The sequence below is a fragment of the Janthinobacterium sp. DSP2-3-3 genome (genome assembly GCF_049897325.1).
Lineage (GTDB): Bacteria > Pseudomonadota > Gammaproteobacteria > Burkholderiales > Burkholderiaceae_D > Janthinobacterium.
Map to the genome: position 1 here is coordinate 153,631 of NZ_JAFCWA010000005.1, position 22,565 is coordinate 176,195.

A 22,565-nucleotide genomic window follows, 5' to 3' on the forward strand; every position below is an offset into this window, starting at 1 on the left:
GCGGCTAGCGCACCGCTTCCGTCAAAATCCGCCCTTCCGACGCGGACGGCTGGCGTATGCGCAGCAAATGGGCAAGCGTAGGTGCGATATCGACCACTTCCGCGTACTGGCCATAGGCGCCCGGCTTGATCCAACGGGGGCCGAAGACCATCAGCGGCACGTTGGTGTCATACGTGTACGGCGTGCCGTGCGAGGTGCCGCCAACGCCCTTGCCGAAGTACCAGGCAGGCTTCGTCACCACCATCAGGTCGCCCGACAACTGGCGGTTCCAGGCGCGGCGCATCAGGGTGTCCATGCGCGTGGCAACGGCTCCCGTTTCCATCTGCGTGCGCGTGTAGACTTGCGCCAGACCGTCCTGCTGTAGCAGAAAGCGGGCCGCCGCGTCTTCCAAGGCGGCGCGATTGACGCTGCTCTTTTCCGCCAGCGCGTAATCGAGGTAGATATTCGGCAGCGACGACGTCGTCACCAGCTTGTCCACGCCCAAGGTCGTGGCCAGGTGCTGGTTCAAGGCATCGACCAGTTTGGCGCCGTCGATGCGCTTGGCCGAAAAGCCGCGTGTTTCAGCGAATTCCGGCACGTTGGCAAAGCCATGGTCGGCCGTCAGCACCACCAGCACATTGTCCATGCCGACTTTTTTATCGAGGTCGGCAAAGAAGCCTGCCAGCATGCGGTCCAGGCGCTGCAGGTGATCGTGCGACATCTTGCTTTCCGGGCCGTAGGCATGGTTCACATAGTCATGCGCTGACAGGCTCACGCCCAGGATATCAGGCACGCCGGCCGGATTGCGTCCCAGGCTCTCGCCATCGATGGCGGCACGCGCGAATTCCAGCGTCAGCTCGTCGAGGAAGGGACCGGCCTTCAAACGGCTGTAGTACTCGCCATCGAGCTTGCCGCCGTCGCTGTAGTAGGCAAACGGAAAGGTGTTGCGCGCGCCCGGCTTGGCCGGCACCAGATCATCACGGGCGTCGCGCGCATAGGCAGAATCGGCCAACAGCGGCGTCCAGCTCTTGCCGTAGTAGCGGTCCTGCGGCCTGGCCGCCTGGTAACGCTGCACCCATTGCGGATGCTGCTGCATATAATAGGTGCTGCTGGCGAAGTTGCCCGTCTTTTCCATATACATATAGGCCGTGCCCGTTTTCCCTGCCAGCAGGATGGCGCCGCGGTCCTTGCCCGACACCGTGACGACCTTGGCCTTGTCGCCGGTGGAATAGCGCAACTCGTCGCCCAGGGTGCTCACGCGCAGCTTGGTCGGCGCCGTGCCATCGTCGGGCTGCGTGTCTTCGCCGATGTAGTGGAAATTGCCATCCTCGGTACAGTACACGGACTTTTTCGTGACGGGATCGATCCAGTTATTGCCAATCACGCCATGCTGGTAAGGGTAGGCGCCCGACAGCACGGCCGAGTGGCCGATGGCCGTGACCGTGATGCCATGTGCCTGGTGCGCATCGCTGAACCACGCGCCCTGCTCCAGCAGGCGGCGGAAACCGCCCTGGCCGAACTGGTCGCGGTAGCGCGTCACCTGATCCTGCGGCAAGCCGTCCACCACCAATACCACTACCAGCTTCGGCTGCGCCGCAGTGGTCGGTGCTGCCTTGGCCGCATGCGCCTGGCACGCCGCCACACTAGCCACCAGCAGCAGCGCCTGCGCCAATTGCCGGGAAGGGGAGAAATTCTTGCTCATATGCACTCATCCAAAGTTAGGCCACCGGGCAGCGTACGCCGACTATATGACGCAATGATGACAAAAGGCAACAATATGAAAAAGGCCAGGCTCCATTGCTGAAACCCGGCCCTGGCAGCCCTGCAGAGACAGGCAGGCGATTACTTGACCGTCACCTTGATGCTTTTGCTCAACGCCGGCCCATATGACTGGTGCGCGCCGTTGGCGAACTGCATGGTGAGCGTGTACTGGCCCGGTGGCAAGGTGACGTCCGTTTCCGTCTGGCCTTTGCCGAAATGCAAATGTTTGTCATCCATGGGTATCATCTCGCCCGCCTTCATCGGTCCCATATTGATGAGCAGATGATGGTGGCCCGTCTTGGCCGTCATGTCGCCGGCCGGCTTGATGTCCATGCCGCTGACGGCAAATTTCACCTTGAACGGGCTGCTGACGGTGGCGCCGTCAGCCGGCTCGACGAACGAAACGGATTGGGCGAAAGCGCCGGCGGCCAGCAGGCTGCCAACAACCACGGCTGCGGCTTGGCGCAGGAATACAGTGTTCAGGTGCATGATGTCTCCTCTTGTTTAGTTACAACACGGACTGCATGAAACCATATCCCTGGCGACCATGGCGCATGGGAGCGCCAAACCCAACGTTTAATCGTTCTTGATGACGATACTCGGGAACTTGCTCGTCATATCCTTCGCCTTTTCCGCCACTTTAATGGCGATGGTGCGGGCGATCTGCTTGTAGATCGCGGCGACGGGGCCGTCCGGCTCGGCCACGACGGTAGGCGTGCCCGAATCCGTTTGCTGGCGAATCGCCATGGTCAAGGGCAAGGCGCCGAGGAATTCCACGCCAAAGTCGGTGCACATTTTCGCGCCGCCGCCGGCGCCGAAGATTTCTTCCGCATGGCCGCAGTTCGAGCAGATGTGCGTGCTCATGTTCTCCACCACGCCCAAAATCGGAATGCCGACTTTCTCGAACATTTTGAGGCCCTTGCGCGCGTCCAGCAGCGCGATGTCCTGCGGCGTGGTAACGATGACGGCGCCCGTAACGGGCACTTTCTGCGACAGGGTCAATTGAATGTCGCCCGTGCCTGGCGGCATGTCGACGATCAGGTAATCGAGGTCGCGCCAGTTGGTCTGGTCCAGCAATTGCTGCAACGCTTGCGTAACCATCGGGCCGCGCCACACCATCGGCTCGTCCGGATCGATCATGAAGCCGATCGATGACACTTGCAGGCCGTGGTTTTCCATCGGCTCCATGCTCTTGCCATCCAGGGTCTTCGGCTGGCCGATAATGCCCAGCATCATCGGCTGCGACGGGCCATAAATATCGGCGTCCAGCATGCCGACGGTGGCGCCTTCGGCGGCCAGGGCCAGGGCCAGGTTGACGGCCGTGGTCGATTTACCAACACCGCCCTTGCCGGAAGCGACCGCAATGATGTTTTTCACGTTGCTCATCGGCTTCAAGCCGCGCTGCACCGTGTGTGAAATGATTTTCGACGACACGCCCACGCTGACATTGCCCACGCCCGGTAGCACGCGCAAGGCGGCCAGCACGGATTTGCGGATCAGATCGATCTGGCTTTTGGCGGGATAGCCCAGCTCGATGTCGAGCGAAATATCATTGCCGTCGACTTTCAGATTCTTGACTGTTTTGCTGGAAACGAAATCTTTATGTGTATTTGGATCAATAACCTGGGCCAGCGCGGCCTTGACGTCTTCTACTGTGATGCTCATGTAAATCTCCGTGTGTACTACATATGTGCAATACGCGCAGTCTAGCGCAAAATCGCCAGGGGCGATCAAGACAAAAGCGTCACTTGCCGGCGCTGCATCTGCTCATATTGCCTTTCCGCTGTTAAAATGTCCTATTATCCATCCCAAAAGTGCATCAATCATGACTCGCAAGCTGTTCGTCACCACTGCCCTGCCTTACGCAAACGCCGCTTTTCACATTGGCCACATCATGGAATACATCCAGGCTGATATCTGGGTCCGGTTCCAGCGAATGCAACGCGATGGCGCAGCCGGCCGTGAAGTGCACTTTGTGGGCGCCGACGATACGCATGGCACGCCCATCATGATCGCAGCCGAAAAGGAAGGCATCACGCCGCAGCAATTCGTCGCCAACATCGCCGCTGGCCGCGCCCAGTACCTCGATGGCTTCCATATCGCCTTCGATAACTGGTATTCGACCGATTCGCCGGAAAACGTCGACCTGTCGCAATCGATCTACCGCAAGCTGCGCGATACGGGTCTGATCGTCACGAAAACCGTCGACCGCTTCTTCGATACGGTCAAGGGCATGTTCCTGGCCGACCGCAACATCAAGGGCGAATGCCCGAAATGCGGCGCCAAGAACCAGTACGGCGACAATTGCGAAGTATGCGGCGCGGCCTACCAGCCAACCGACCTGGTCAACCCGTTCTCGGTCTTCACCAACGCGACGCCCGTGATGAAGCCGTCGGAACAGTATTTCTTCAAGCTGTCCGACCCGCGCTGTTTCGAATTCCTGAAAAGCTGGCTGAATACGCCAGGCCGCTTGCAGCCGGAAATGGTCAACAAGGTCAGCGAATGGCTGGGCGAAGCGGGTGAAAAGCTCGCCGACTGGGATATCTCGCGCGACGCGCCTTACTTCGGCATCCCGATTCCCGATGCGCCGGGCAAGTTCTTCTATGTGTGGATGGACGCGCCCGTCGGCTACCTGGCCAGCCTGAAAAATTATTGCGACAAAAAAGGCCTCGATTTCGACGCCCTGCTGAACGATCCTGCCACGGAACAAATTCACTTCATCGGCAAGGACATCGTTTCCTTCCACTTGCTGTTCTGGCCCGCCATGCTGAAATTTGCCGGCCACCCCGTAATCGACAAACTGAAAGTCAATGTTCACGGCTTCCTGACCGTCAATAACGAGAAAATGTCGAAGTCGCGCGGCACGGGCATTTCGCCGCTGCGCTACCTGGACCTGGGCATGAACCCGGAATGGCTGCGTTACTACATCGCCTTCAAGCTGAACTCGAAAGTGGAAGACCTGGACTTCAACGGCGACGACTTCGTGGCCCGCGTGAACAGCGACCTGATCGGCAAATACGTGAACATCGCCAGCCGCTGCGCCGGCTTCATCGCCAAGCGTTTCGACGGCAAGCTGGCCGCGTCGCTGTCGGAAGGCGCGCAAAGCTGGATCAACCGCGCACTGACGGTGGACATGAATGGTGTCATCGTCGAGCGCCAGGCCAGCATCGCCGCACACTTTGAAAACCGCGAATTCGGCAAGGCTTTGCGCGAAATCATGGAAATCGCCGATATCACCAACCAGTATGTCGACGAAAACAAACCGTGGATTTTGGCCAAGGATGCGGAAAAAACGGCCGAGCTGCACGACGTGTGCACCACGGCGCTGATCCTGTTCCGCCAGCTGACGATTCTGCTGTCGCCCGTGCTGCCTGGCGTGGCGAAGAACGTGGCCTCGTTCCTCAACGACGAGCAATTCACCTGGGCCGATACGCAAGTGTTTGGCGACGCAGTGTCGAACAGCATGCTGGGCCGTACCATCGGCGCCTACAGCCATTTGATGACACGCATGGATGCAAAGATGATCGAAGCGCTGTTTGATGCACCGCAAGCGGCCGCTGCCATTGCCGCACCGGCCGGCGACGCCGCCAACGATGCCGCAATCCCTGCCGCGCAAGCGGCCGCCATCGAGGAGCTGGCGCCCGAGATCAAGATCGACGACTTCCTCAAGATCGACCTGCGCATCGCGAAGATCGTCAACTGCGAACTGGTGGACGGCTCCGACAAGCTGCTGCGCCTGACCCTGGACGCGGGCGAAGGCCGCTTGCGCAATGTGTTCTCCGGCATTCGTTCGGCGTATCAACCGGAAGAGCTGATCGGCAAGCTGACGGTACTGGTGGCCAACCTGGCGCCGCGCAAGATGAAGTTCGGCATTTCCGAGGGCATGGTCATGGCCGCGTCCGCCGCTGACGAGAAGGCGAATCCGGGCATCTACATCCTGAACCCATGGCCAGGCGCCGAACCTGGCATGCGCATCCGTTAAGCCACCACAAGGACCGATGATGAATATCGTGGTGCGCGAAGCAACGAATGCCGATGCACAACTGATGGCCGATCTGACCCGCGCTGCGTGGGCCGGCAAGGTCGCGGCCTCGTCCAGCGGGCATCACGAAACGGCGCAGCAGGTACAAGCCCAGCTACGCCACGGCGGCGGTTTTGTGTTGTTGATCGACGACATTCCAGCCGGTTCGCTGCGCTGGATGCCGCTCGACAGCGATCCGGCCATCTGGAAGATTTCACGCATGGGCGTGCTGCCCGCCTACCGGGGCAGCCACCTCTCGCAGCACTTGCTGGAAGCCATCATTCATCACGGTCTGTCGTGCCAGGCCGAGGAATTGCGCCTGGCGGTGCGGCGCGACCAGCGCAAGTTGATCGATTTTTATGCGGCCTTCGAATTCGACCTGGCCGAAGAACTGGAATATTCGCACGCCAACCCCGCCGAACCGGCGCCGATGGTGATGCGGCGTTTGTTGCGTTATTGATTTTTAGCAATTTCGCCCTGGACTTGCCGATACAACAACCCACCAAGCAACACGGCGCGGTAAAATACGGCCGGCTGACCTTACCTATAAGACACTCAGAAGAGAATATGAAACTGCCTGCAAAACACAACAACTACGTATCCGACCACACCTTGTTCATCGCCGAACTGAAGGCCAAGAACCCTGGCATGGAAGCGGGCCAGCAAGCGGGTCGCGCCCTGCTGTGGGACAAGCCGGCCGTCAGCATCGATGAGCAGGAACGTCAGCTGGCATCGGCTGTCAAGCAACAAGCCTACGTTTACCAGAACAAGAACTAAGATCTGGAACCGGCACGATGTTGCCTGAAGAGTCTGCAGTGACGCCGGAAGCCGACGCTTCCGGTGCCGGCGCAGTCATCGAGTCGCCCGAACCTGTCGCTGACGGCGACGGCAGCGGCGAACCTGCAACATCTGCAAGCACGGACGCGGCGCCCGCCGCCGATCCCCTGGGTATCGCCCGCCTGTATGGCGAGCCCATGCTGCGCATGCCGACGGATTTATACATTCCGCCGGACGCGCTGGAAATCTTCCTCGAAGCCTTCGAAGGCCCGCTCGACTTGCTGCTCTACCTGATCCGCAAGCAAAACTTCAACATTCTCGATATTCCGATGGCGCAGGTCACCCTGCAATATCTGAAGTATGTCGATCAGATCCGCGTGCGCAACCTGGAGCTGGCCGCCGAGTACCTGTTGATGGCGGCCATGTTGATCGAGATCAAGTCGCGCATGCTCTTGCCATCGCGCAAGAGCGACGTTGAGGAAGATGGCGGCGATCCCCGAGCCGAACTGGTGCGCCGCCTGCTCGAGTACGAGCAAATCAAGCTGGCCGCCTACGACCTGAACGCCATTCCGCAGTTTGAGCGCGATTTCGTGCGCACGCAGATTTTCATCGAGCAAAGCCTGACGCCTACCTGGCCCGATGTGGAGCCGGTGGACTTGCAGCAGGCCTGGCTCGACGTGCTGAAACGCGCCAAGCTGACCCAGCATCACCGCATCAGCCGCCAGGAACTGTCCGTGCGCGAGCACATGTCGAGCATCCTGCGCCACTTGCAATCGTCGCGCTTTGTCGAGTTCAGCGAGCTGTTCGACATTGCCGGCGGCGTGCCCGTGGTGGTGGTCAACTTCGTGGCCCTGCTGGAACTGGCCAAGGAAACCCTGATCGAAATCACGCAAGCAGAACCGTTTGCCCCCATCTACGTCCGGCTGGCGTATTCGCCCGCCTGATCCCCTCCCTTTGTCACTGACCACCGTACAACGGGGTTTTAGCGAAAGCAATCCATGAAAATTATTTCCGACATCGAAGAATTGCGCGACCAGCTCAGCGGACAGCTGCGCACGGCGTTCGTCCCCACCATGGGCAACCTGCATGAAGGCCATCTGTCGCTGATGCGCCTGGCGCGCAAGCATGGCGACCCCGTCGTCGCCTCGATCTTCGTGAACCGCCTGCAATTCGGGCCGAACGAAGACTTCGAGAAATATCCGCGCACCATGGCGGCCGATATCGCCAAGCTGGAAAAAGAAGGCGTGTACGTGCTGTTCGCCCCGACGGAAAAGGAACTGTATCCGGAGCCGCAGGAATACCGCGTACGCCCGCCTGATGACCTGGGCAATACCCTGGAAGGGGAATTTCGCCCCGGCTTCTTCGAAGGCGTGTGCACCGTCGTCACCAAGCTGTTTTCGTGCGTGGGTCCACGAGTGGCCGTGTTCGGCAAGAAGGATTACCAGCAACTGATGATCATCCGCAACATGGCGCGCCAATTCGCGCTGCCGACAGAAATCATCGCCGCCGAAACGTATCGGGCCGACGATGGCCTGGCTTTGTCCTCGCGCAATATGTACTTGTCGGAAAGCGAACGCGCGGAAGCGCCGGAGTTGTACAAGGGACTTAATTTCGTGGCCGAAGAAGTGCGCAAGGGTAACTTGGCCGTGGGCGAACTGGAACAGGCAGCCATGCAACTGCTCGATGGCCGCAGCTGGAAATCGGACTACATCGCCGTGCGCAAGCGCGCCAACCTGCAGGCGCCGAGCGCCGCCGAACTGGCCGCCGGCGAACCGCTGGTGGTGCTGGCCGCTGCCAAACTGGGGCAGACGCGCCTGATCGACAACCTGGAAATTTAAACGCAGGCACAACGGGGCCGTTCGGCCCCGTTTCTCCCCTTACTTCTCGATTCCAACCAGCTTGAGCTCGGCAAACAGCGGCTTGTGATGGCCGCGTGCCGCTTGCAACATGTCATAGCTGGCTGAATCGAGCACGATTTCCTGTCCCGCCCACAGCTTGCGCTGGTTCGCGGGCAGCCTCAGGCTGCGCAGGATGGCCCGTGCCTGCGCCGGATCGGCTGCCAGCAGGCGGATGGCGTGCGCACCGCGCTGCGCCCCTGTGAGTATCGGTAAACCGCCCTGCGGGCCATTCTGGTTCAGGCTGACATAATCATGACCGCCCACGCGGTGCAGATAGGCATGCCGGCCATCGCCGTCGGCTGCCGGCTGTATGGCAGGCTCCTGGACGTCGCCGGGCTGCATCTCGACGACGGCGGGTGCAACGCTGGCTTGCTCAAGGCTCACGCCGCAAGCTGCCAGCAAGGCCGTGCTCAGGGCAAAGAATAATACGGGTGCTCGGCGCATGTTGCGCTCCTTCTTGTCGGGGTCGGGGACAGAGGTGGAATAGTGCAGCGATCATGAGCCACTTTAGTTGACGTGTAAAGTTAACTTTGGGAAATATTTCATTCCACTTCGCAACTAGCTGCATGGCAGCTTTTGCCAGGCCACCGGCACAGTGGCTTGAACAGGATTGTTAATCTTCATTGCACACTAAAACCATGACGCCCATCTTTATCCACGCAACAATAAAGATCACAATCGCCATACCGGCTCGCAGAAGCACCGCACGGGCCGCCCACCCGACAGGAGAAGCATGATGAATACCATACTCACCCCAGCCAGGGTCGCCATCGTCACAGGCGCCTCGCGCGGCATCGGCGCGGCCATCGCCTGCCGCCTGGCGCGCGACGGCATGCAGGTCGTCGTCAATTACGCCAGCGGCAAGGAGGCGGCGGAACAGCTGGTGGCCACCATTCTTGCCGACGGCGGCACCGCCATTGCGGTCAAGGCCTACGTCGCCGAGGCGGGCGACGTGCAAGCACTGTTCGATGCGGCCGAAGCGGCCTTCGGCCGCATCGACGTGCTGATCAACAACGCCGGCATCATGCCGCCCGCGCTGCCTGCCCTGGCCGACACGGATGACGCCACCTTCAACAGCCTGTTCGCCGTCAACGTCAAGGGCAGCTTCAACACCATGCGCCAGGCGGCGACGCGCTTGCGCCACGGCGGCAGCGTGGTCAACTTCTCGAGCAGCGTGATTGGCCTGGCCCTGCCCGGCTATTCCGTGTATGGCGCCAGCAAAGCCGCCATCGAGACGATGACGAATATCTTCGCCAAGGAATTGCGCGGCAAGAACATCACCGTCAACGCCATTGCCCCCGGCCCCACGGCCACGGCCCTGTTCTTGAACGGCAAGACGGCAGAAACGATACAGCGCATGAGCAAGATGGCGCCCCTGGAGCGCCTGGGTACGCCTGACGACATCGCCGCCGCCGTGGCCTTTTTGGCCGGTCCCGATGGCCGCTGGGTGAATGGACAAACTTTACGCGCCAACGGCGGCCTGGTGTAAGCAAGCTGCGAGCCGACGAAAAAAAACGCTGCCAGTGCGAACTGGCAGCGTTTTTTTGAAGTGGGTCAAACCGTGATCAAGCGCCGGCTTTTTCCAGCTTCTCGAAAATCTTGTTCAGCTTTTCATCGAGGGTCGCGGCCGTGAACGGCTTGACAACATAACCGCTGGCGCCAGCTTGCGCGGCGGCGATGATGTTTTCTTTTTTCGCTTCGGCGGTGACCATCAGCACGGGCAGCTTGGCCAGTGCGGGATCGGCGCGGATATGCTGCAGCATCGTCAGGCCATCCATATTAGGCATGTTCCAGTCCGAGACGACGAAATCGTAAGATTCCGCGCGCAGCTTGGCCAGGCCCATCACGCCGTCTTCCGCCTCATCGACGTTGGCATAACCCAGTTCCTTCAACAGATTCCGGACAATGCGGCGCATCGTCGAAAAATCGTCAACGACTAAAAATTTCATCTTTGGATCAGCCATGAATAACTCCGTTGTTTCTGTAGCGGTTTGTTAATAATATCGACATGAATGCCGACATTATGGTCGACACTACGGCAGCAAGTTGTAGGATAGCATTTTCGTTGCTTTTAGGCGAACAAACTTGCCCCAGATCATACAAAACGTGGCTTACACGCGCAAAGCACGCATGCCATGCGCAGCCAGGTGTCCCAGCACCATGCCGGGCAGCGCCGTCAAAGCGCCGACCTCATGCGTAGCACCGACGGCGATCGCCTCACGCGGCATGCCGAATACCACGCAACTGGCCTCATCCTGCGCAAAATTATACGCTCCTGCGGCCTTCATCTCCAACATGCCTTGTGCGCCATCCTTGCCCATGCCGGTCAGGATCACGCCGACGGCATTCTTGCCTGCCGATTGCGCGGCCGAACGGAACAGCACATCGACCGAGGGGCGGTGACGGTTAACCGGTTCGCCCTGGTCGATCTTGGTCATGTAGTTGGCGCCGCTGCGCGTCAGGGTCAGGTGAGAATGGCCGGGCGCGATGTAGGCGTGGCCGGGCAGCACGCGTTCGCCGCCTGCCGCTTCCTGCACCGATATCTTGCACAGCGAATCGAGGCGGCGCGCAAACGAGCGCGTAAAGCCTTCCGGCATGTGCTGCGTGATCAGGATGCCGGGGCAATCGGACGGCATCTGCATCAAAAATTCGCGGATCGCTTCCGTGCCGCCCGTGGAAGCACCCACGATGATCAGCTTTTCGCTCGACGTCAAGGGACTGCGCAGCGCAGGCAGCGGTGCGGTCACCTTGTCGCCAGCCGACGGCAGAGTGCGCGCGCGGATGCGCGCCTTCGAGGCGGCGCGGATCTTGTCGGCGATCATGTCGGTGTACTCGCGCATGCCGCTCTGGATGGAAATTTTTGGCTTGGTGACGAAATCAACGGCACCCAGTTCCAGCGCGCGCATGGTGATTTCCGAACCGCGTTCGGTCAGCGACGACACCATCAGCACCGGCATCGGACGCAAGCGCATCAGTTTTTCCAGGAAGTCCAGGCCATCCATCTTCGGCATCTCGACATCAAGGGTCAGCACGTCAGGGTTGGTCTGCTTGATCATCTCGCGCGCCACCAGCGGATCGGGCGCGGCCCCCACCACTTCCATATCGGGCTGACTATTCACGATTTCCGTCATGACGCTGCGAATCAGCGCCGAATCATCCACGATCAATACTTTGATCTTCATAAAATACCCTTCCAGGCCTTGCGGCCCTTATTCTTTATCAAATTAACACGTCCGACAAAACTGTCGCAGGCCGCAAAGCGCGACGCGCGGCAGGTTTGGTCCGGCGCTTAAAACAATTCGATCTCGCCGCCCACCGGGGCAACCTTGAGACGGCTTGCATAATCGAGTTCGCGGCGCACCAGAGTGTCGTTGTGCGTCTGCATCAGCTTTTTCACCAGGACCTTGCCGCTGCGGGGGAAAAAATACACCTTGCGCGGGTGGATGTCATTCAAGTCCTCGGCCACCACGCGCATCTTTTCCGCCTTCAGGTAATTGATGACGAAGGCCGCATTGCGTTCACCGACGTTGATCGCCGTGAAGCCGCGCAGCACGGCGCCGCCGCCAAACACTTTCGCTTCCATGTTTTCGCGCCGCGCACCAGCTTTCAACAGATCGTTGATTAGTATCTCCATGGCGTAAGTGCCATAGCGCATCGATGCGGAGATCGGACTATTCGGATCGCTGCCGCCGTCGGGCAGCATGAAATGGTTCATGCCGCCCAGGCCCGTGACACGGTCGCGGATGCAGGCCGAGACGCAGGAGCCGAGCACGGTGACGATCAGCATGTCCTTGTTGGTAAAGTAATACTCGCCAGGCAAAATCTTGGCGGCGTCACAATTGAACGTCCTGTCGTAATAGACGTTAGTGGCAAATTGCTCTTTGGATTCCAGGCTCATATTTCACTCTCATGTACGATGCGACGATGCCTTGGGCGCGGCGCCCCGAGGCTGGTCGAGCTCATAGACTGTTTTACCGCGCAGCTTCAATGAATCCGACACGTACAGGAAATTCTCCGAATGGCCCGCAAACAGCAGGGCATCAGGCTTCATCAATGGCACAAAGCGCGACAGGATCTTGCGCTGCGTCGCCTTGTCAAAATAAATCATCACGTTACGGCAAAAGATGACGTCGAACTGGCCCGTCAATGGCCAACTGTCGGCCAGCAGGTTGAGCGGCTTGAAGGTGATCATCTGGCGCAGTTCCGGGCGCACCCGCACCTGCCCCTCGCGGTCGCCCTTGCCGCGCAAGAAAAAGCGCCGCGCACGGTCGGCCGGCATCTTGTCGAGCCGGTCCAGGTTGTAGACGCCATTGGCGGCCGTGGCCAGCACATTCGTGTCGATGTCCGTGGCGATGATGGTCACCGGCGGCGTGAGCGTATTGAACGCCTCGCACACCGTCATGGCGATCGAGTACGGCTCCTCGCCGGTGGAACTGGCCGAACACCAGATGGTGATCGGCCCGTTCAATTTTTTCACATGCTCGGCCAGCAGCGGGAAGTGATGCGCCTCGCGGAAGAACGACGTCAAGTTGGTCGTCAGCGCATTCGTGAACGCTTCCCACTCGTCGCCCATGCGACCCGCTTCCAGGTCGTCCAGGTAGCGGACGAACGAGGAGATGCCGGTCGCGCGCAGGCGCCGCGCCAGGCGGCTGTAGACCATCTCCTGCTTGCTGTCGGCCAGCGCAATGCCGGCCCGCTTGTAAATCATGGCGCGGACCCGTTCGAAGTCCTTGCCGGTGAAATCAAATTCCTTGACCGAATCCGTTTTAGTTTGCGGCATTTTGTTTTTACCTCTCTATGACTACTCTGACCAATGCCTTTGCAAGTATAACTAGCGGGACCGGGTTGGCGTCAGAACTCTTCCCAATCGTCGCCGCCGGCCGCCGCCAGCTTTTTCGCGGGCGGTGGCGCGCCGGCTTGCGCCGCCTTTGCCAACCGCCGTGTAGTTGCCGCCACTGCCGGTGCCGGCCGTGCCGCTTTCACCGGCACGGGTGCGGGCGCGGGCATGGCCGCCTGCACCGCGCTCTCGCCGTCCAGCTTGAAGATGCTGACGGCGTCGGCCAGTTTCTGCGCCTGCTCCTGCATGCTCTCGGCGGCGGCCGCCGCTTCCTCCACCAGCGCCGCATTTTGCTGCGTCATCTGGTCCATCTGCGCGATGGCCTGGTTGACTTCCTCGATGCCATGGCTCTGTTCCTGCGTTGCCGCCGTGATCTCGCCCATGATGTCGGCCACCTGCCGGATCGACGTGACGATCAGCCCCATGGTCTGTCCCGCCTCATCCACCAGGCGACTGCCGGCATCAACCCTGTCGACCGAGTCGCCGATCAGGCCCTTGATCTCTTTCGCTGCGCCAGCGGACCGTTGGGCCAAATTACGCACTTCGGACGCCACCACCGCAAAACCGCGTCCCTGCTCGCCTGCGCGCGCCGCTTCGACGGCCGCATTCAACGCCAGGATATTCGTCTGGAAAGCAATGCCGTCAATGACGCCGATAATATCGACAATCTTGCGCGAACTGTCCTTGATGGAACCCATGGTGTCGACCACTTGCGCCACTACCTTGCCGCCCTGCTCCGCCACCGACGATGCCGACACGGCCAGCTGGTTGGCCTGGCGCGCGTTGTCCGCATTCTGCTTCACGGTCGACGTCAGCTCTTCCATCGACGACGCCGTCTCTTCGAGCGAACTGGCTTGCGTTTCCGTGCGCGCCGACAGGTCCGCATTGCCGCTGGCGATCTCGCGCGACGCCACGGTGATGGTGTCCGTCCCATTGCGCACGTCGCTGACCGTTTGCACCAGGCTCTCGTTCATGTCCTTGAGCGCCTGTTGCAACGCGCTCGTTTCATCCTTGCCCTCGACCACCACGCGCGCTGTCAGCTCGCCGGCTGCCACCTTTTGCGCTACCGCCACGGCACCGGACAGCGGCACCGTGATCGAGCGCGTGATGAAGATGGCGCACCAGGCGCCGATCGCCACCGCCGCGCCGCCCAGGATGAAGAGTACTGTCATCAGGCGCGCATCGGCCGCCAGCGAGTCGTCCATGAAGCTTTGCTGCGCCACATGCTGCAAGTCGAGCAGCTTGTTGATATCGGCCAGGGTCGTCTTGTTCAAGGGGTCGATGCGGGTGGCAATCACCTTTGCCGCACCCTCGCTGTTAAACGCCAGCACCTGCCCCATCGCTTCCTTGAAAGCAGCATCGACTTCGCCATCGACCTTGGCGATATTGGCCAGCAGCGCCTTCTCGCCCTCGGACAGGCCCAGGCTGGCCAGCTTGCCGCGCGCGCCGTCGTACAGCTTGCGCTGCTCGCGCACCTTGCCCTCTTCCACCTGCATCAGGCCCACATCGCCTTGCAGGCCGATATTGCGCATGGCGATACCGGTTTCCAGCATCGCACTTTTCATCAGCGACGCCTGCGTATTCTTTTCGCTTGCCAGTGCCAGGCCCGTGAGCAACTGGGCCTTGTTACGGTAATTCAGTGCATTCGCCGAAACGATCACCACCACCAGGATGGCGAGGATGCTGCCAAAACCTATCCCCAGCCGGGTGCCTATCTTGAAATCGCGCAAACTCATTACAGTCTCCAATATTTATGTGAACGGCGCCCGTTCAACCGGACGGCGCCGTGTTATGGCCTGGTCTCTGTCGGACCTTGCAGCCTGCCGGCGCGCCTCTGCTCGCGCCGGTACATGCATATCTGTAGTGATACTTTGCGTGGCAAAACGGCAGCGCACCGGGCGCCGCCTTGCTGCCATCCGGCTGCTTACGCCGCCAGCTTGTCGATCAGGCCCATCTCGCTGCTCGACATCAGTTTGTCGATATCGACCAGGATCAGCATGCGCTCGTCGATGGTACCCAGGCCGATCATGTAGTCGGTCGAGAAGGCGGTGCCCATTTCCGGCGCCGGCTTGACCTGCTCCGGCGTCAGGGTCGTGACGTCGGAGACGCTGTCGACCACCATGCCGACGATACGACCGCCGATGTTCAGGATAATCACCACCGTGAACTGGTCGTACACGGGCGTGCCCAGGTTGAACTTGATGCGCATGTCGACCACGGGAATGATGATGCCGCGCAGGTTGATCACGCCCTTGATGAATTCAGGCGCGTTGGCGATGCGCGTGACCGCTTCATACCCACGGATTTCCTGGACCTTCAGGATATCGATGCCGTACTCTTCGGAGCCCAGGGTAAAGGCCAGGAATTCACGGCCGGCGATGTCCTTGCCGTCGCCCGCATTGCTTCCGGATGTTTGTTGAGTATCTGACATGGTGCGTTTTCCTATCTTTATCTATCGGTATTACGAAAAAATGGACTCGTCGGCCAGCTGGCGAGAGGAACGGATCAGGGCAGCGACATCGAGAATCAGCGACACGCCGCCATCGCCCAGGATGGTGGCGCCGGAAATGCCCACCACCTTGCGGTAATTCGATTCGAGGTTTTTCACCACGACCTGCTGTTGTCCCACCAGGTCGTCGACAAACAGGGCCGCCTTGCGCCCTTCCGTCTCGAGAATCACGCAGATACCTTCCGAGGGACTGGTAAAGCGCGGTACGATATCGAACATCTGGTACAGCGGAATCAGCGGCAGGTATTCGCCACGCACTTTCACCACCTGCCCGCGGCCAGCGATGTCCTTGATATCCTCAACGGCTGGCTGCAACGATTCGATGACAAAGCCCAGCGGTAAAATATACACTTCGTCGCCGACGCGGATCGACATGCCGTCCAGGATGGCCAGGGTCAGCGGCAGCGAGATGGAAATCGTCGTGCCGAAACCCTTCGCCGAACGGATATCGACCACGCCGCCCATGGCGCTGATATTGCGCTTGACGACATCCATGCCCACGCCGCGGCCCGACACGTCGGTGACCGCTTCGGCGGTGGAAAAGCCGGGCGCGAAGATAAGCTGCCACACGTCGGCGTCACTCATCGTCTCGGACACGTCCAGTCCCTGCTGCTGCGCCTTGGCCAGGATGCGCTCGCGGTTCAGCCCCGCGCCATCATCGGAAACTTCGATGATGATGTTGCCGCCCTGGTGGCTGGCCGAGAGGAACAAACGACCGGCCTCAGTCTTGCCGGCGGCCACGCGGGCGGCCGGCATTTCCACGCCGTGGTCGATGCTGTTGCGCACCAGGTGCGTCAGCGGATCGACGATGCGCTCAATCAGGCCCTTGTCCAGTTCCGTGGCGGCGCCATTGGTGATGAAATCGACCTTCTTGCCCAACTTGGTCGCCAGGTCGCGTACCATGCGCGGGAAGCGCGAAAAGACGAAATCCATCGGCATCATGCGGATCGACATCACCGCTTCCTGCAAGTCGCGCGTATTGCGCGTCAGGTGGCTGACGCTGTCGAGCAGTTTCTCGTGCAGCATCGGGTCGAGCGCACCGGCGCGCTGCTCGATCATCGCCTGCGTGATCACCAACTCGCCCACCAGGTTGATCAGCTGGTCGACTTTTTCAATCGAGACGCGGATCGACGACGATTCGGTACCGGCCTTCTCGCCCTCTTTTTTGGCCGGTTTCTTTTCCGGCTCCACCTCGGTCGCGGCGCTCGCCACGGCCGGCCCGCCGGCAGCGCCGGCGTTGCCCGCCTTGGCGGCATCGGCGCGGATCTGGGCCAAAGGCTGGAAGAAACCATAGCCCTGTTCGGCGTCGCTCTGTACACCGGCGGCGGCGCGGATGTCCTCGAGCGGCTGGAAGAAACCATAGCCGGGGTCCATCGCGCCCTGAGCGGCAGGCGCCCCTGGCAGGGGGTCGAAGAAACCATAGCCCTGGGCTTTTTCCTGCGCCGCGCGGGCCGCTTCGGCTTCGCCTGGCGCCAATGGCGGCGCCTGCGTGATCACCATGTCGTCGGGATTGAGCACGAACGAGCAGATGGCCAGGATATCGTCCAGGCTTTCATGCGTCGTCACTTCCAGCACCTTGCGTGCGTCGGCCAGGGTGGACACGGCGACATCGCCCAGCAAGCCCAGTTCGGCCGCCAGCGCCTCGACTTCGCGCTCTTCCATCTTCGGCAGTTCCAGGCGGTAGCGCTGGCCACCGGCGTGGCTGACGGCTGCCTTTTCCGTCGTATGGAAGGCCGGCGCGACAGGCGTGAGCGCGGCCACGGGTACGTCCTGCGAGAACGACTGCAGCATCATGCGCACATTGGCCACGGCATCCTGGTCGACGGCGCTGCCCAGGCGATGGCCGTCGAGCTGCATCTTGAGGATGTCCTTGGCGGCCAAAAAGGCGTCGACGTGTTCCGCCGTCAGGGCCATCTGGCCCTGGCGGATGCGGTCGAGCAGCGACTCGAGGATGTGCGTCACCTCGCTCATGTCGCTCAGGCCGAACGTCGATGCGCCGCCCTTGATCGAATGGGCGGTGCGGAAAATGGCATTCAGGTCTTCGGCGTCGGGCGCCGCAATATCAACGGCCAGCAACAGCCGTTCTTTTTCAGCCAGCAGTTCTTCGGCCTCATCGAAAAAGACCTGAAAAAACTGGCTAATATCGATGGTCATAGGGTGACTCCGTCAATTGCATCGTTGCGCTGCGCGACTGGCATCAGCCGATCACCTTCTTGACCACTTCGATCAGGCGTTGCGGATCGAAGGGCTTGACCAGCCAGCCATTGGCGCCGGCGGCACGTCCTTTCGACTTCATTTCGTCCGACGACTCCGTCGTCAGCATCAGGATGGGCACCTTCTGGTACGTCGGCAGTTCGCGCAGCAGTTTGATCAGCTCCAGGCCATCCATGCGCGGCATGTTCTGGTCCGTCAATACCAGGTCCACGGTTTGCAGCTTGGCTTTTTCCAGTCCGTCCTGGCCATCGACGGCCTCCACCACCTGGTAACCGGCGGCTTTCAGACTGAACGCCACCATCTGGCGCAATGAGCTGGAATCGTCCACTGCAAGTATCGTTTTGGCCATCTTTGCTCCCACTTATTCCGGGCATCCTGCCCGAGTATTTGATTAATCAATCCATGCAACCGCAAGCGTTCCGTATTGGCATGCTAGAACAGCTCGATGTCGCCACTTTCCAAATGCTGTTGACTGACAGCCTTGCGCAGCACGCTGCGCAACTCCAGGCTTTGAATCGCCAGCGCCATGCTGACCCGTCCCAGCAAGGCGACAATTTCTTCATTGTCGCTCTCCGGCAACATCTCCGCGCCATGCGAGCCCAAGGTACCGAGGAACTCGCGCAAGCCCGTCACCCGTTTCAAGGTGCGCTCGATCAGCTGACTGGTCATGTCCTGGAACTGCAGGCTGGTGATGGCGGCATTCACGTAGCCTCCCACTTCGTCCTGCAACGCCAGCAGTTTTTCCCGCTGCTGCTCGGCCGGAATACCGCCTTCGAGCAGCATGGCGATGGTATCTTGCTGCGCAGCGACGGCTGCGTGTATCGCCATGAAATTGAAGGACAGCTTCTCGATCGCCTCTTCCAGCAAGATGCCGGTCTGCACCAGGTCGGTTTCCACCTCCGTCAAGTGCTTGCGGCCATGGTCCGACACGCCAGACAGCAGGCGTTTTACATGCGAGCCAAGTATTTTCTTTCTTGTCATAAAGGTCTCATTGTTTCAATACACCACGCGTAGACAGCCTTGCATGTCATTTTTTCGCCGCTGCCGGGATGGGAGCGGGCGGCGCACCCGCCGCCAGCCCTGAAGCGATAGCGGCGGAAGCGGCATCGGTCACCGGCAGCTCGATCGCCGACCCATCGCGCAGAACATTTTCTTCCGTGCGTTTGTTCATGACAATGATGCTGATGCGCCGGTTGATCGGATTGAAGGGATCGAGCTTGTCCAGGTGGGCGGCCGAGCCCAGTCCCACCACGCGCAATACTTTTTCTTCCTTCATGCCGCCAATCACCAGTTCGCGCCGCGACGCATTTGCGCGGTCAGCCGACAATTCCCAGTTGCTGTAGCCGGCATCGCTCATGTAGGGCGTCGAATCCGTGTGCCCGGACAGGCCGATGCGATTCGGTACTTCATTGAGCACGAAGCCGATGGCGTGCAGGATTTCCTTGGTATAGGGTTGCAGATTCGCATTGGCGAGCGCAAACATCGGACGATTTTGCTCGTCGACGATCTGGATGCGCAAACCTTCGCTGGTAATATCGAGCAGCAATTGGTTCTTGTATTTTTTCAGCAGGGGATTGGCATCGATGGTCGCCTCAATGCGCGCCTTGAGCGCCTGCAGGCGCCGGCCTTCCTCGCGTTCGAGCGCGGCCTTGGCGGAATTGAGGTCAAACGACTTGCGCTGCTGCTCTTCCTGCGCCTTGCGCACTTGTCCATCCTGGCGTGACAGGTCCTGGCCGCCGCCCTGGATCACGGAATTGCTCTCGCCGCTGCCGGAACCGCCCGCCATCGCCACTTTCAGGGGCGTCTTGAAGAATTCGGAAATGCCGTTCAAGTCGCCCTTCGACGTGGAACCCAATAGCCACATCAGCAGGAAGAAGGCCATCATGGCCGTGACAAAATCGGCGTAAGCGATTTTCCACGCCCCGCCATGGTGGCCGCCAGCCGTTTTCTTGATACGCTTGACGATAATCGGGCGCATGCCTTCATCGGCCATGGCGTCCCCCTTCCGTGTGCTGCAAATGACTCATGGTGTCCAGGCGTATATTCACTGCTTACTTCGTTTTCGATTTCTTGATGTGGTCTTCCAACTCGTTGAACGTCGGGCGCTCGGTCGAGAACAGGACCTTGCGGCCGAACTCCACGGCCAGCGCCGGCGCATAGCCGTTCAAGCTGGCCAGCAAGGTCACTTTGACGCACTGGAACATCTTGCTCGACTCATCCAGCTTCTGCTCCAGCAAGCTGGCCAGCGGCCCCACGAAACCGTAGGCCAGCAAGATGCCGAGGAAGGTGCCGACCAGCGCGTGCGCGATCAGCATGCCCAGCTCGGCTGGGGGTATGCCCACCGATTCCATCGTGTGCACCACGCCCATGACGGCGGCGACGATACCGAAAGCGGGCAAGCCGTCGCCCACCTTGGCAATCACGTGGGCCGGCACGGCGCCTTCGTGATGGTGCGTCTCGATTTCGTTGTCCATCAGGTTTTCGATCTGGAAGGCATCCATATTGCCTGATACCATCAGGCGCAGGTAGTCGGTCATGAATTCGACGATGTGGTGATCGGCAAGCACGGCCGGATACTTGGAAAACAGGGGGCTCTCTTCGGGTTTGTCGATATCGCCTTCGATCGACATCAAGCCTTCCTTGCGCACCTTGCTGAGCACTTCGAACAGCAGCGACATCAGTTCCATGTACAGCTCTTTGGTATAGCGCGAACCCTTGAACAGGCTGGGCAAGGCGGCGATCGTCGCCTTGATGGCCTTGTTATTGTTACCAACAAGGAAGGCGCCCAGGGCGGCGCCGCCGATCATCAGCAACTCCAGCGGCTGGAACAGCGCCGCCAGATGGCCGCCGGCCATTGCGAAGCCGCCAAAGACCGAGGCGCAGACGATGATGTATCCGATTATGACTAACAAAGTGCCCTGACTCCCAATAAAGGCCGGGACTGTGTGCCCGGCATGTTCAAACCCGTTCCTGCCCTCTGGCGACTGTGCCGCCGACGAAGACAGCGGCAAAAAAAGTGACCGAAAGTCAATTGAAATGCGTCGCTTTTCAATGCAATTCCGAGAAAATGCCGTGTGGAACTACAATAACGTGAGATCGCCCTCCGGGCAAGCAAATAACGCAGACAATTGCTTAAAAGCACCATATGTAAAGCAAAGGGCCACCCTCTGTGGCGGCGATGGTCTTATCGGGTTCGCGTGCCGCAATCTGGAATTCGTAACTAAGAAGCATGCTACCGGGCAACATCTCCCTTTCCGCCTTGCGCCACAGGGCCGCCATCGCCGCTGGCGACAGGTAAGCAAAGACCGCGTCGTAGCGGCTGAAATCGAGCGCTTCGTAGTCGCCGCGCAGGAAGCGCGCGCGGCTCCCCGACAGCCGCGCGCGCAAGAGGCTTGCCAGCCACGGCAGCGGCGCCAGTTCAATGCCGGAAAACTGCCCATCGGGCCGGCGCCGCGCCAAGTCCAGCACCAGGCCGCCCAGGCCGCTGCCTATATCGATCAGGCGCACGCCGGGACGGTCCACAATCAGCTCGGCAACCGCACGCCATACGCGCGGCCCGGACGGATAAAACGGCACTTGCGTGCGAAACGTGGACCAATACAGGCTCAGCAGGAAGACAAAGGCCGCCAGGAACACGGCCGGGGGCCAGTGCAACAAGCTGGCCGCCAGCAGCGCAGGCGCAAACAGCAGGCCGATGGCGCACCACCAGCGCGCCAAGCCCGCGCGCCAGGTAATAAGCGCCGCCAGCACGCCCTGCAGCAAGGCGACGACCGGCAACGACATGGCCAGGCCCACACGCGCCAGGCCATATACTAATAGCAACATCAAGGGAAAGGCCAGCACCTGGATCAGGATGGCCTTGAGCGCGGGCGCGCGCAGGATTTGTTGCAGCATGGGACAGTCATCGGAGGAAAACGCCAGTGTAAGCGAAAGCACCATGAAAAAGCCGGAGTCCGGTCTGGCGACCGGCTCCGGCTTGAACGATGCGGGGGCAGTCTCAGGCGATCACACTCGGCGACGCGATTGCGGCCGCTTCATCGCGCGCCTTCTTGGTCTTGCCTGCACGCGAAGGCATGTGGCACAGGCCGCAGACGTAATCGGCGTTCAGGTCGAGGCAGTTGACGACAAACTTGCCGCCGCACTTGCCGCAGGGCGCCATGTTCAGCATCTTGCTGCTGAAAAAGCGCACCAGGGTCCAGGCCCGCGTCAGCGACAGTTGCGGCTCTTCACCGGCCTCTGGCGGCATTTGCTCCAGATACAGTTTATACGCCTTCATCACGGCTTCGATGCCGGTGGCGCCGGCGTGGTCGACGAGGAATTTGTGGATATTGATGAACAGTGAGGAATGGATATTCGGCTGCCAGGTGAGGAACCAGTCGGTGGAAAAGGGCAGCATGCCCTTGGGCGGCGAGACGCCCTTCAATTCCTTGTACAGGTTCAGCAGGCGTTCGCGCGACAGCGAGACTTCGGTCTCCAGCAGTTGCAGGCGCGCGCCCAGCTGTATCAACTCGATGGCCAGCTTGATTTCTTGCGCTTCCGATACGACACTTTTCTTGGCCATGCTGACTA

At 60.4% G+C, this 22,565-nt stretch carries 23 protein-coding genes; 6 read left to right on the forward strand and 17 right to left on the reverse strand.

All coding sequences use genetic code 11. From position 1 onward, the window contains the following. Positions 1–4: 4 nt before the first annotated feature. From ACP7DE_RS11990 to apbC, 3 genes are all read right to left on the reverse strand, one after another. Positions 5–1,681 carry an alkaline phosphatase family protein gene (locus ACP7DE_RS11990; RefSeq protein ID WP_426072309.1) on the reverse strand — a complete coding sequence of 559 codons (1,677 nt, stop codon included), beginning with the start codon at positions 1,679–1,681 and terminating at the stop codon, positions 5–7. A gap of 140 nt (positions 1,682–1,821) precedes the next feature. Continuing rightward, positions 1,822–2,229, reverse strand: a complete 408-nt coding sequence (locus ACP7DE_RS11995) for a DUF4399 domain-containing protein (RefSeq protein WP_426072310.1) — start codon at positions 2,227–2,229, stop codon at positions 1,822–1,824. Positions 2,230–2,316: 87 nt separating this feature from the next. After that, positions 2,317–3,405 carry an iron-sulfur cluster carrier protein ApbC gene (gene apbC, locus ACP7DE_RS12000; RefSeq protein WP_426072311.1) on the reverse strand — a complete coding sequence of 363 codons (1,089 nt, stop codon included), beginning with the start codon at positions 3,403–3,405 and terminating at the stop codon, positions 2,317–2,319. A gap of 160 nt (positions 3,406–3,565) precedes the next feature. Here apbC and metG point away from each other — a divergent pair, with 160 nt between their 5' ends. From metG to panC, 5 genes are all read left to right on the forward strand, one after another. Beyond that, positions 3,566–5,722 (forward strand): methionine--tRNA ligase, encoded by a 2,157-nt coding sequence (gene metG, locus ACP7DE_RS12005; protein WP_426072312.1) that lies wholly within the window; start codon positions 3,566–3,568, stop codon positions 5,720–5,722. Positions 5,723–5,741: 19 nt separating this feature from the next. After that, complete coding sequence (locus tag ACP7DE_RS12010) at positions 5,742–6,221, forward strand: GNAT family N-acetyltransferase (RefSeq protein WP_426072547.1); 480 nt, start codon at positions 5,742–5,744, stop codon at positions 6,219–6,221. 107 nt (positions 6,222–6,328) lie between these two features. Beyond that, positions 6,329–6,538: a DUF3460 family protein gene (locus tag ACP7DE_RS12015; RefSeq protein ID WP_034778041.1), complete on the forward strand. Its 210-nt coding sequence runs from the start codon at positions 6,329–6,331 to the stop codon at positions 6,536–6,538. Positions 6,539–6,555: 17 nt separating this feature from the next. After that, entirely contained in the window at positions 6,556–7,482 is a 927-nt protein-coding gene (locus ACP7DE_RS12020; RefSeq protein ID WP_426072313.1) for a segregation and condensation protein A, read from the forward strand. A 54-nt stretch (positions 7,483–7,536) separates the two neighbouring features. Continuing rightward, the gene (gene panC, locus ACP7DE_RS12025) at positions 7,537–8,376 is read left to right on the forward strand and encodes a pantoate--beta-alanine ligase (protein WP_426072314.1); all 840 of its coding nucleotides are present in this window, start codon (positions 7,537–7,539) and stop codon (positions 8,374–8,376) included. A gap of 39 nt (positions 8,377–8,415) precedes the next feature. Here panC and ACP7DE_RS12030 read toward each other — a convergent pair whose 3' ends face one another. Continuing rightward, entirely contained in the window at positions 8,416–8,880 is a 465-nt protein-coding gene (locus ACP7DE_RS12030; protein ID WP_426072315.1) for a hypothetical protein, read from the reverse strand. A gap of 292 nt (positions 8,881–9,172) precedes the next feature. Between ACP7DE_RS12030 and ACP7DE_RS12035 the strand changes: the two genes are divergently transcribed. Then, the gene (locus tag ACP7DE_RS12035) at positions 9,173–9,925 is read left to right on the forward strand and encodes an SDR family oxidoreductase (protein ID WP_426072548.1); all 753 of its coding nucleotides are present in this window, start codon (positions 9,173–9,175) and stop codon (positions 9,923–9,925) included. Between the two features lie 76 nt (positions 9,926–10,001). Here the strand turns inward: ACP7DE_RS12035 and cheY are convergent, their stop codons facing one another. The 13 genes from cheY to flhC form a co-directional block, all read right to left on the reverse strand. Next, positions 10,002–10,400, reverse strand: a complete 399-nt coding sequence (gene cheY / locus ACP7DE_RS12040; RefSeq protein ID WP_010396677.1) for a chemotaxis response regulator CheY — start codon at positions 10,398–10,400, stop codon at positions 10,002–10,004. Between the two features lie 147 nt (positions 10,401–10,547). Beyond that, complete coding sequence (locus tag ACP7DE_RS12045) at positions 10,548–11,618, reverse strand: protein-glutamate methylesterase/protein-glutamine glutaminase (RefSeq protein WP_426072316.1); 1,071 nt, start codon at positions 11,616–11,618, stop codon at positions 10,548–10,550. Positions 11,619–11,725: 107 nt separating this feature from the next. Next, complete coding sequence (gene cheD, locus ACP7DE_RS12050; RefSeq protein WP_071078257.1) at positions 11,726–12,334, reverse strand: chemoreceptor glutamine deamidase CheD; 609 nt, start codon at positions 12,332–12,334, stop codon at positions 11,726–11,728. A 9-nt stretch (positions 12,335–12,343) separates the two neighbouring features. Continuing rightward, positions 12,344–13,216: a CheR family methyltransferase gene (locus tag ACP7DE_RS12055; RefSeq protein WP_131687379.1), complete on the reverse strand. Its 873-nt coding sequence runs from the start codon at positions 13,214–13,216 to the stop codon at positions 12,344–12,346. A gap of 71 nt (positions 13,217–13,287) precedes the next feature. After that, positions 13,288–15,009, reverse strand: coding sequence for a methyl-accepting chemotaxis protein (locus tag ACP7DE_RS12060; RefSeq protein WP_426072317.1), 1,722 nt, complete (start codon positions 15,007–15,009; stop codon positions 13,288–13,290). A 188-nt stretch (positions 15,010–15,197) separates the two neighbouring features. Beyond that, entirely contained in the window at positions 15,198–15,704 is a 507-nt protein-coding gene (locus tag ACP7DE_RS12065; RefSeq protein ID WP_034758356.1) for a chemotaxis protein CheW, read from the reverse strand. 30 nt (positions 15,705–15,734) lie between these two features. Beyond that, positions 15,735–17,936 (reverse strand): chemotaxis protein CheA, encoded by a 2,202-nt coding sequence (gene cheA / locus ACP7DE_RS12070; RefSeq protein WP_426072318.1) that lies wholly within the window; start codon positions 17,934–17,936, stop codon positions 15,735–15,737. Between the two features lie 43 nt (positions 17,937–17,979). Then, positions 17,980–18,345, reverse strand: a complete 366-nt coding sequence (locus ACP7DE_RS12075) for a response regulator (protein ID WP_034758362.1) — start codon at positions 18,343–18,345, stop codon at positions 17,980–17,982. 83 nt (positions 18,346–18,428) lie between these two features. After that, positions 18,429–18,977 carry a chemotaxis protein gene (locus ACP7DE_RS12080; RefSeq protein WP_101480496.1) on the reverse strand — a complete coding sequence of 183 codons (549 nt, stop codon included), beginning with the start codon at positions 18,975–18,977 and terminating at the stop codon, positions 18,429–18,431. Between the two features lie 46 nt (positions 18,978–19,023). Next, a complete protein-coding gene (gene motB / locus ACP7DE_RS12085) occupies positions 19,024–19,989 on the reverse strand; it encodes a flagellar motor protein MotB (RefSeq protein WP_426072319.1) in 966 nt (321 codons plus the stop codon). Between the two features lie 58 nt (positions 19,990–20,047). After that, positions 20,048–20,908: a flagellar motor stator protein MotA gene (motA, locus tag ACP7DE_RS12090; RefSeq protein ID WP_426072320.1), complete on the reverse strand. Its 861-nt coding sequence runs from the start codon at positions 20,906–20,908 to the stop codon at positions 20,048–20,050. A 220-nt stretch (positions 20,909–21,128) separates the two neighbouring features. Beyond that, positions 21,129–21,890 (reverse strand): class I SAM-dependent methyltransferase, encoded by a 762-nt coding sequence (locus ACP7DE_RS12095; RefSeq protein WP_426072321.1) that lies wholly within the window; start codon positions 21,888–21,890, stop codon positions 21,129–21,131. A 103-nt stretch (positions 21,891–21,993) separates the two neighbouring features. Beyond that, positions 21,994–22,557 (reverse strand): flagellar transcriptional regulator FlhC, encoded by a 564-nt coding sequence (gene flhC, locus ACP7DE_RS12100; RefSeq protein WP_426072322.1) that lies wholly within the window; start codon positions 22,555–22,557, stop codon positions 21,994–21,996. Positions 22,558–22,565: the final 8 nt, after the last annotated feature.

Coding starts and splice junctions, on each gene's coding strand:
- ACP7DE_RS11995 (WP_426072310.1), bottom strand. CDS start 2,229: ATGCACCTGAACACTGTATTCCTGCGCCAAGCCGCAGCCGTGGTTGTT.
- ACP7DE_RS12080 (WP_101480496.1), bottom strand. CDS start 18,977: ATGACAAGAAAGAAAATACTTGGCTCGCATGTAAAACGCCTGCTGTCT.
- ACP7DE_RS12020 (WP_426072313.1), top strand. CDS start 6,556: ATGTTGCCTGAAGAGTCTGCAGTGACGCCGGAAGCCGACGCTTCCGGT.
- cheY (WP_010396677.1), bottom strand. CDS start 10,400: ATGGCTGATCCAAAGATGAAATTTTTAGTCGTTGACGATTTTTCGACG.
- cheA (WP_426072318.1), bottom strand. CDS start 17,936: ATGACCATCGATATTAGCCAGTTTTTTCAGGTCTTTTTCGATGAGGCC.
- motB (WP_426072319.1), bottom strand. CDS start 19,989: ATGGCCGATGAAGGCATGCGCCCGATTATCGTCAAGCGTATCAAGAAA.
- ACP7DE_RS12035 (WP_426072548.1), top strand. CDS start 9,173: ATGAATACCATACTCACCCCAGCCAGGGTCGCCATCGTCACAGGCGCC.
- ACP7DE_RS11990 (WP_426072309.1), bottom strand. CDS start 1,681: ATGAGCAAGAATTTCTCCCCTTCCCGGCAATTGGCGCAGGCGCTGCTG.
- ACP7DE_RS12015 (WP_034778041.1), top strand. CDS start 6,329: ATGAAACTGCCTGCAAAACACAACAACTACGTATCCGACCACACCTTG.
- flhC (WP_426072322.1), bottom strand. CDS start 22,557: ATGGCCAAGAAAAGTGTCGTATCGGAAGCGCAAGAAATCAAGCTGGCC.
- ACP7DE_RS12055 (WP_131687379.1), bottom strand. CDS start 13,216: ATGCCGCAAACTAAAACGGATTCGGTCAAGGAATTTGATTTCACCGGC.
- panC (WP_426072314.1), top strand. CDS start 7,537: ATGAAAATTATTTCCGACATCGAAGAATTGCGCGACCAGCTCAGCGGA.
- ACP7DE_RS12065 (WP_034758356.1), bottom strand. CDS start 15,704: ATGTCAGATACTCAACAAACATCCGGAAGCAATGCGGGCGACGGCAAG.
- ACP7DE_RS12060 (WP_426072317.1), bottom strand. CDS start 15,009: ATGAGTTTGCGCGATTTCAAGATAGGCACCCGGCTGGGGATAGGTTTT.
- ACP7DE_RS12095 (WP_426072321.1), bottom strand. CDS start 21,890: ATGCTGCAACAAATCCTGCGCGCGCCCGCGCTCAAGGCCATCCTGATC.
- ACP7DE_RS12075 (WP_034758362.1), bottom strand. CDS start 18,345: ATGGCCAAAACGATACTTGCAGTGGACGATTCCAGCTCATTGCGCCAG.
- ACP7DE_RS12010 (WP_426072547.1), top strand. CDS start 5,742: ATGAATATCGTGGTGCGCGAAGCAACGAATGCCGATGCACAACTGATG.
- apbC (WP_426072311.1), bottom strand. CDS start 3,405: ATGAGCATCACAGTAGAAGACGTCAAGGCCGCGCTGGCCCAGGTTATT.
- ACP7DE_RS12045 (WP_426072316.1), bottom strand. CDS start 11,618: ATGAAGATCAAAGTATTGATCGTGGATGATTCGGCGCTGATTCGCAGC.
- metG (WP_426072312.1), top strand. CDS start 3,566: ATGACTCGCAAGCTGTTCGTCACCACTGCCCTGCCTTACGCAAACGCC.
- ACP7DE_RS12030 (WP_426072315.1), bottom strand. CDS start 8,880: ATGCGCCGAGCACCCGTATTATTCTTTGCCCTGAGCACGGCCTTGCTG.
- cheD (WP_071078257.1), bottom strand. CDS start 12,334: ATGAGCCTGGAATCCAAAGAGCAATTTGCCACTAACGTCTATTACGAC.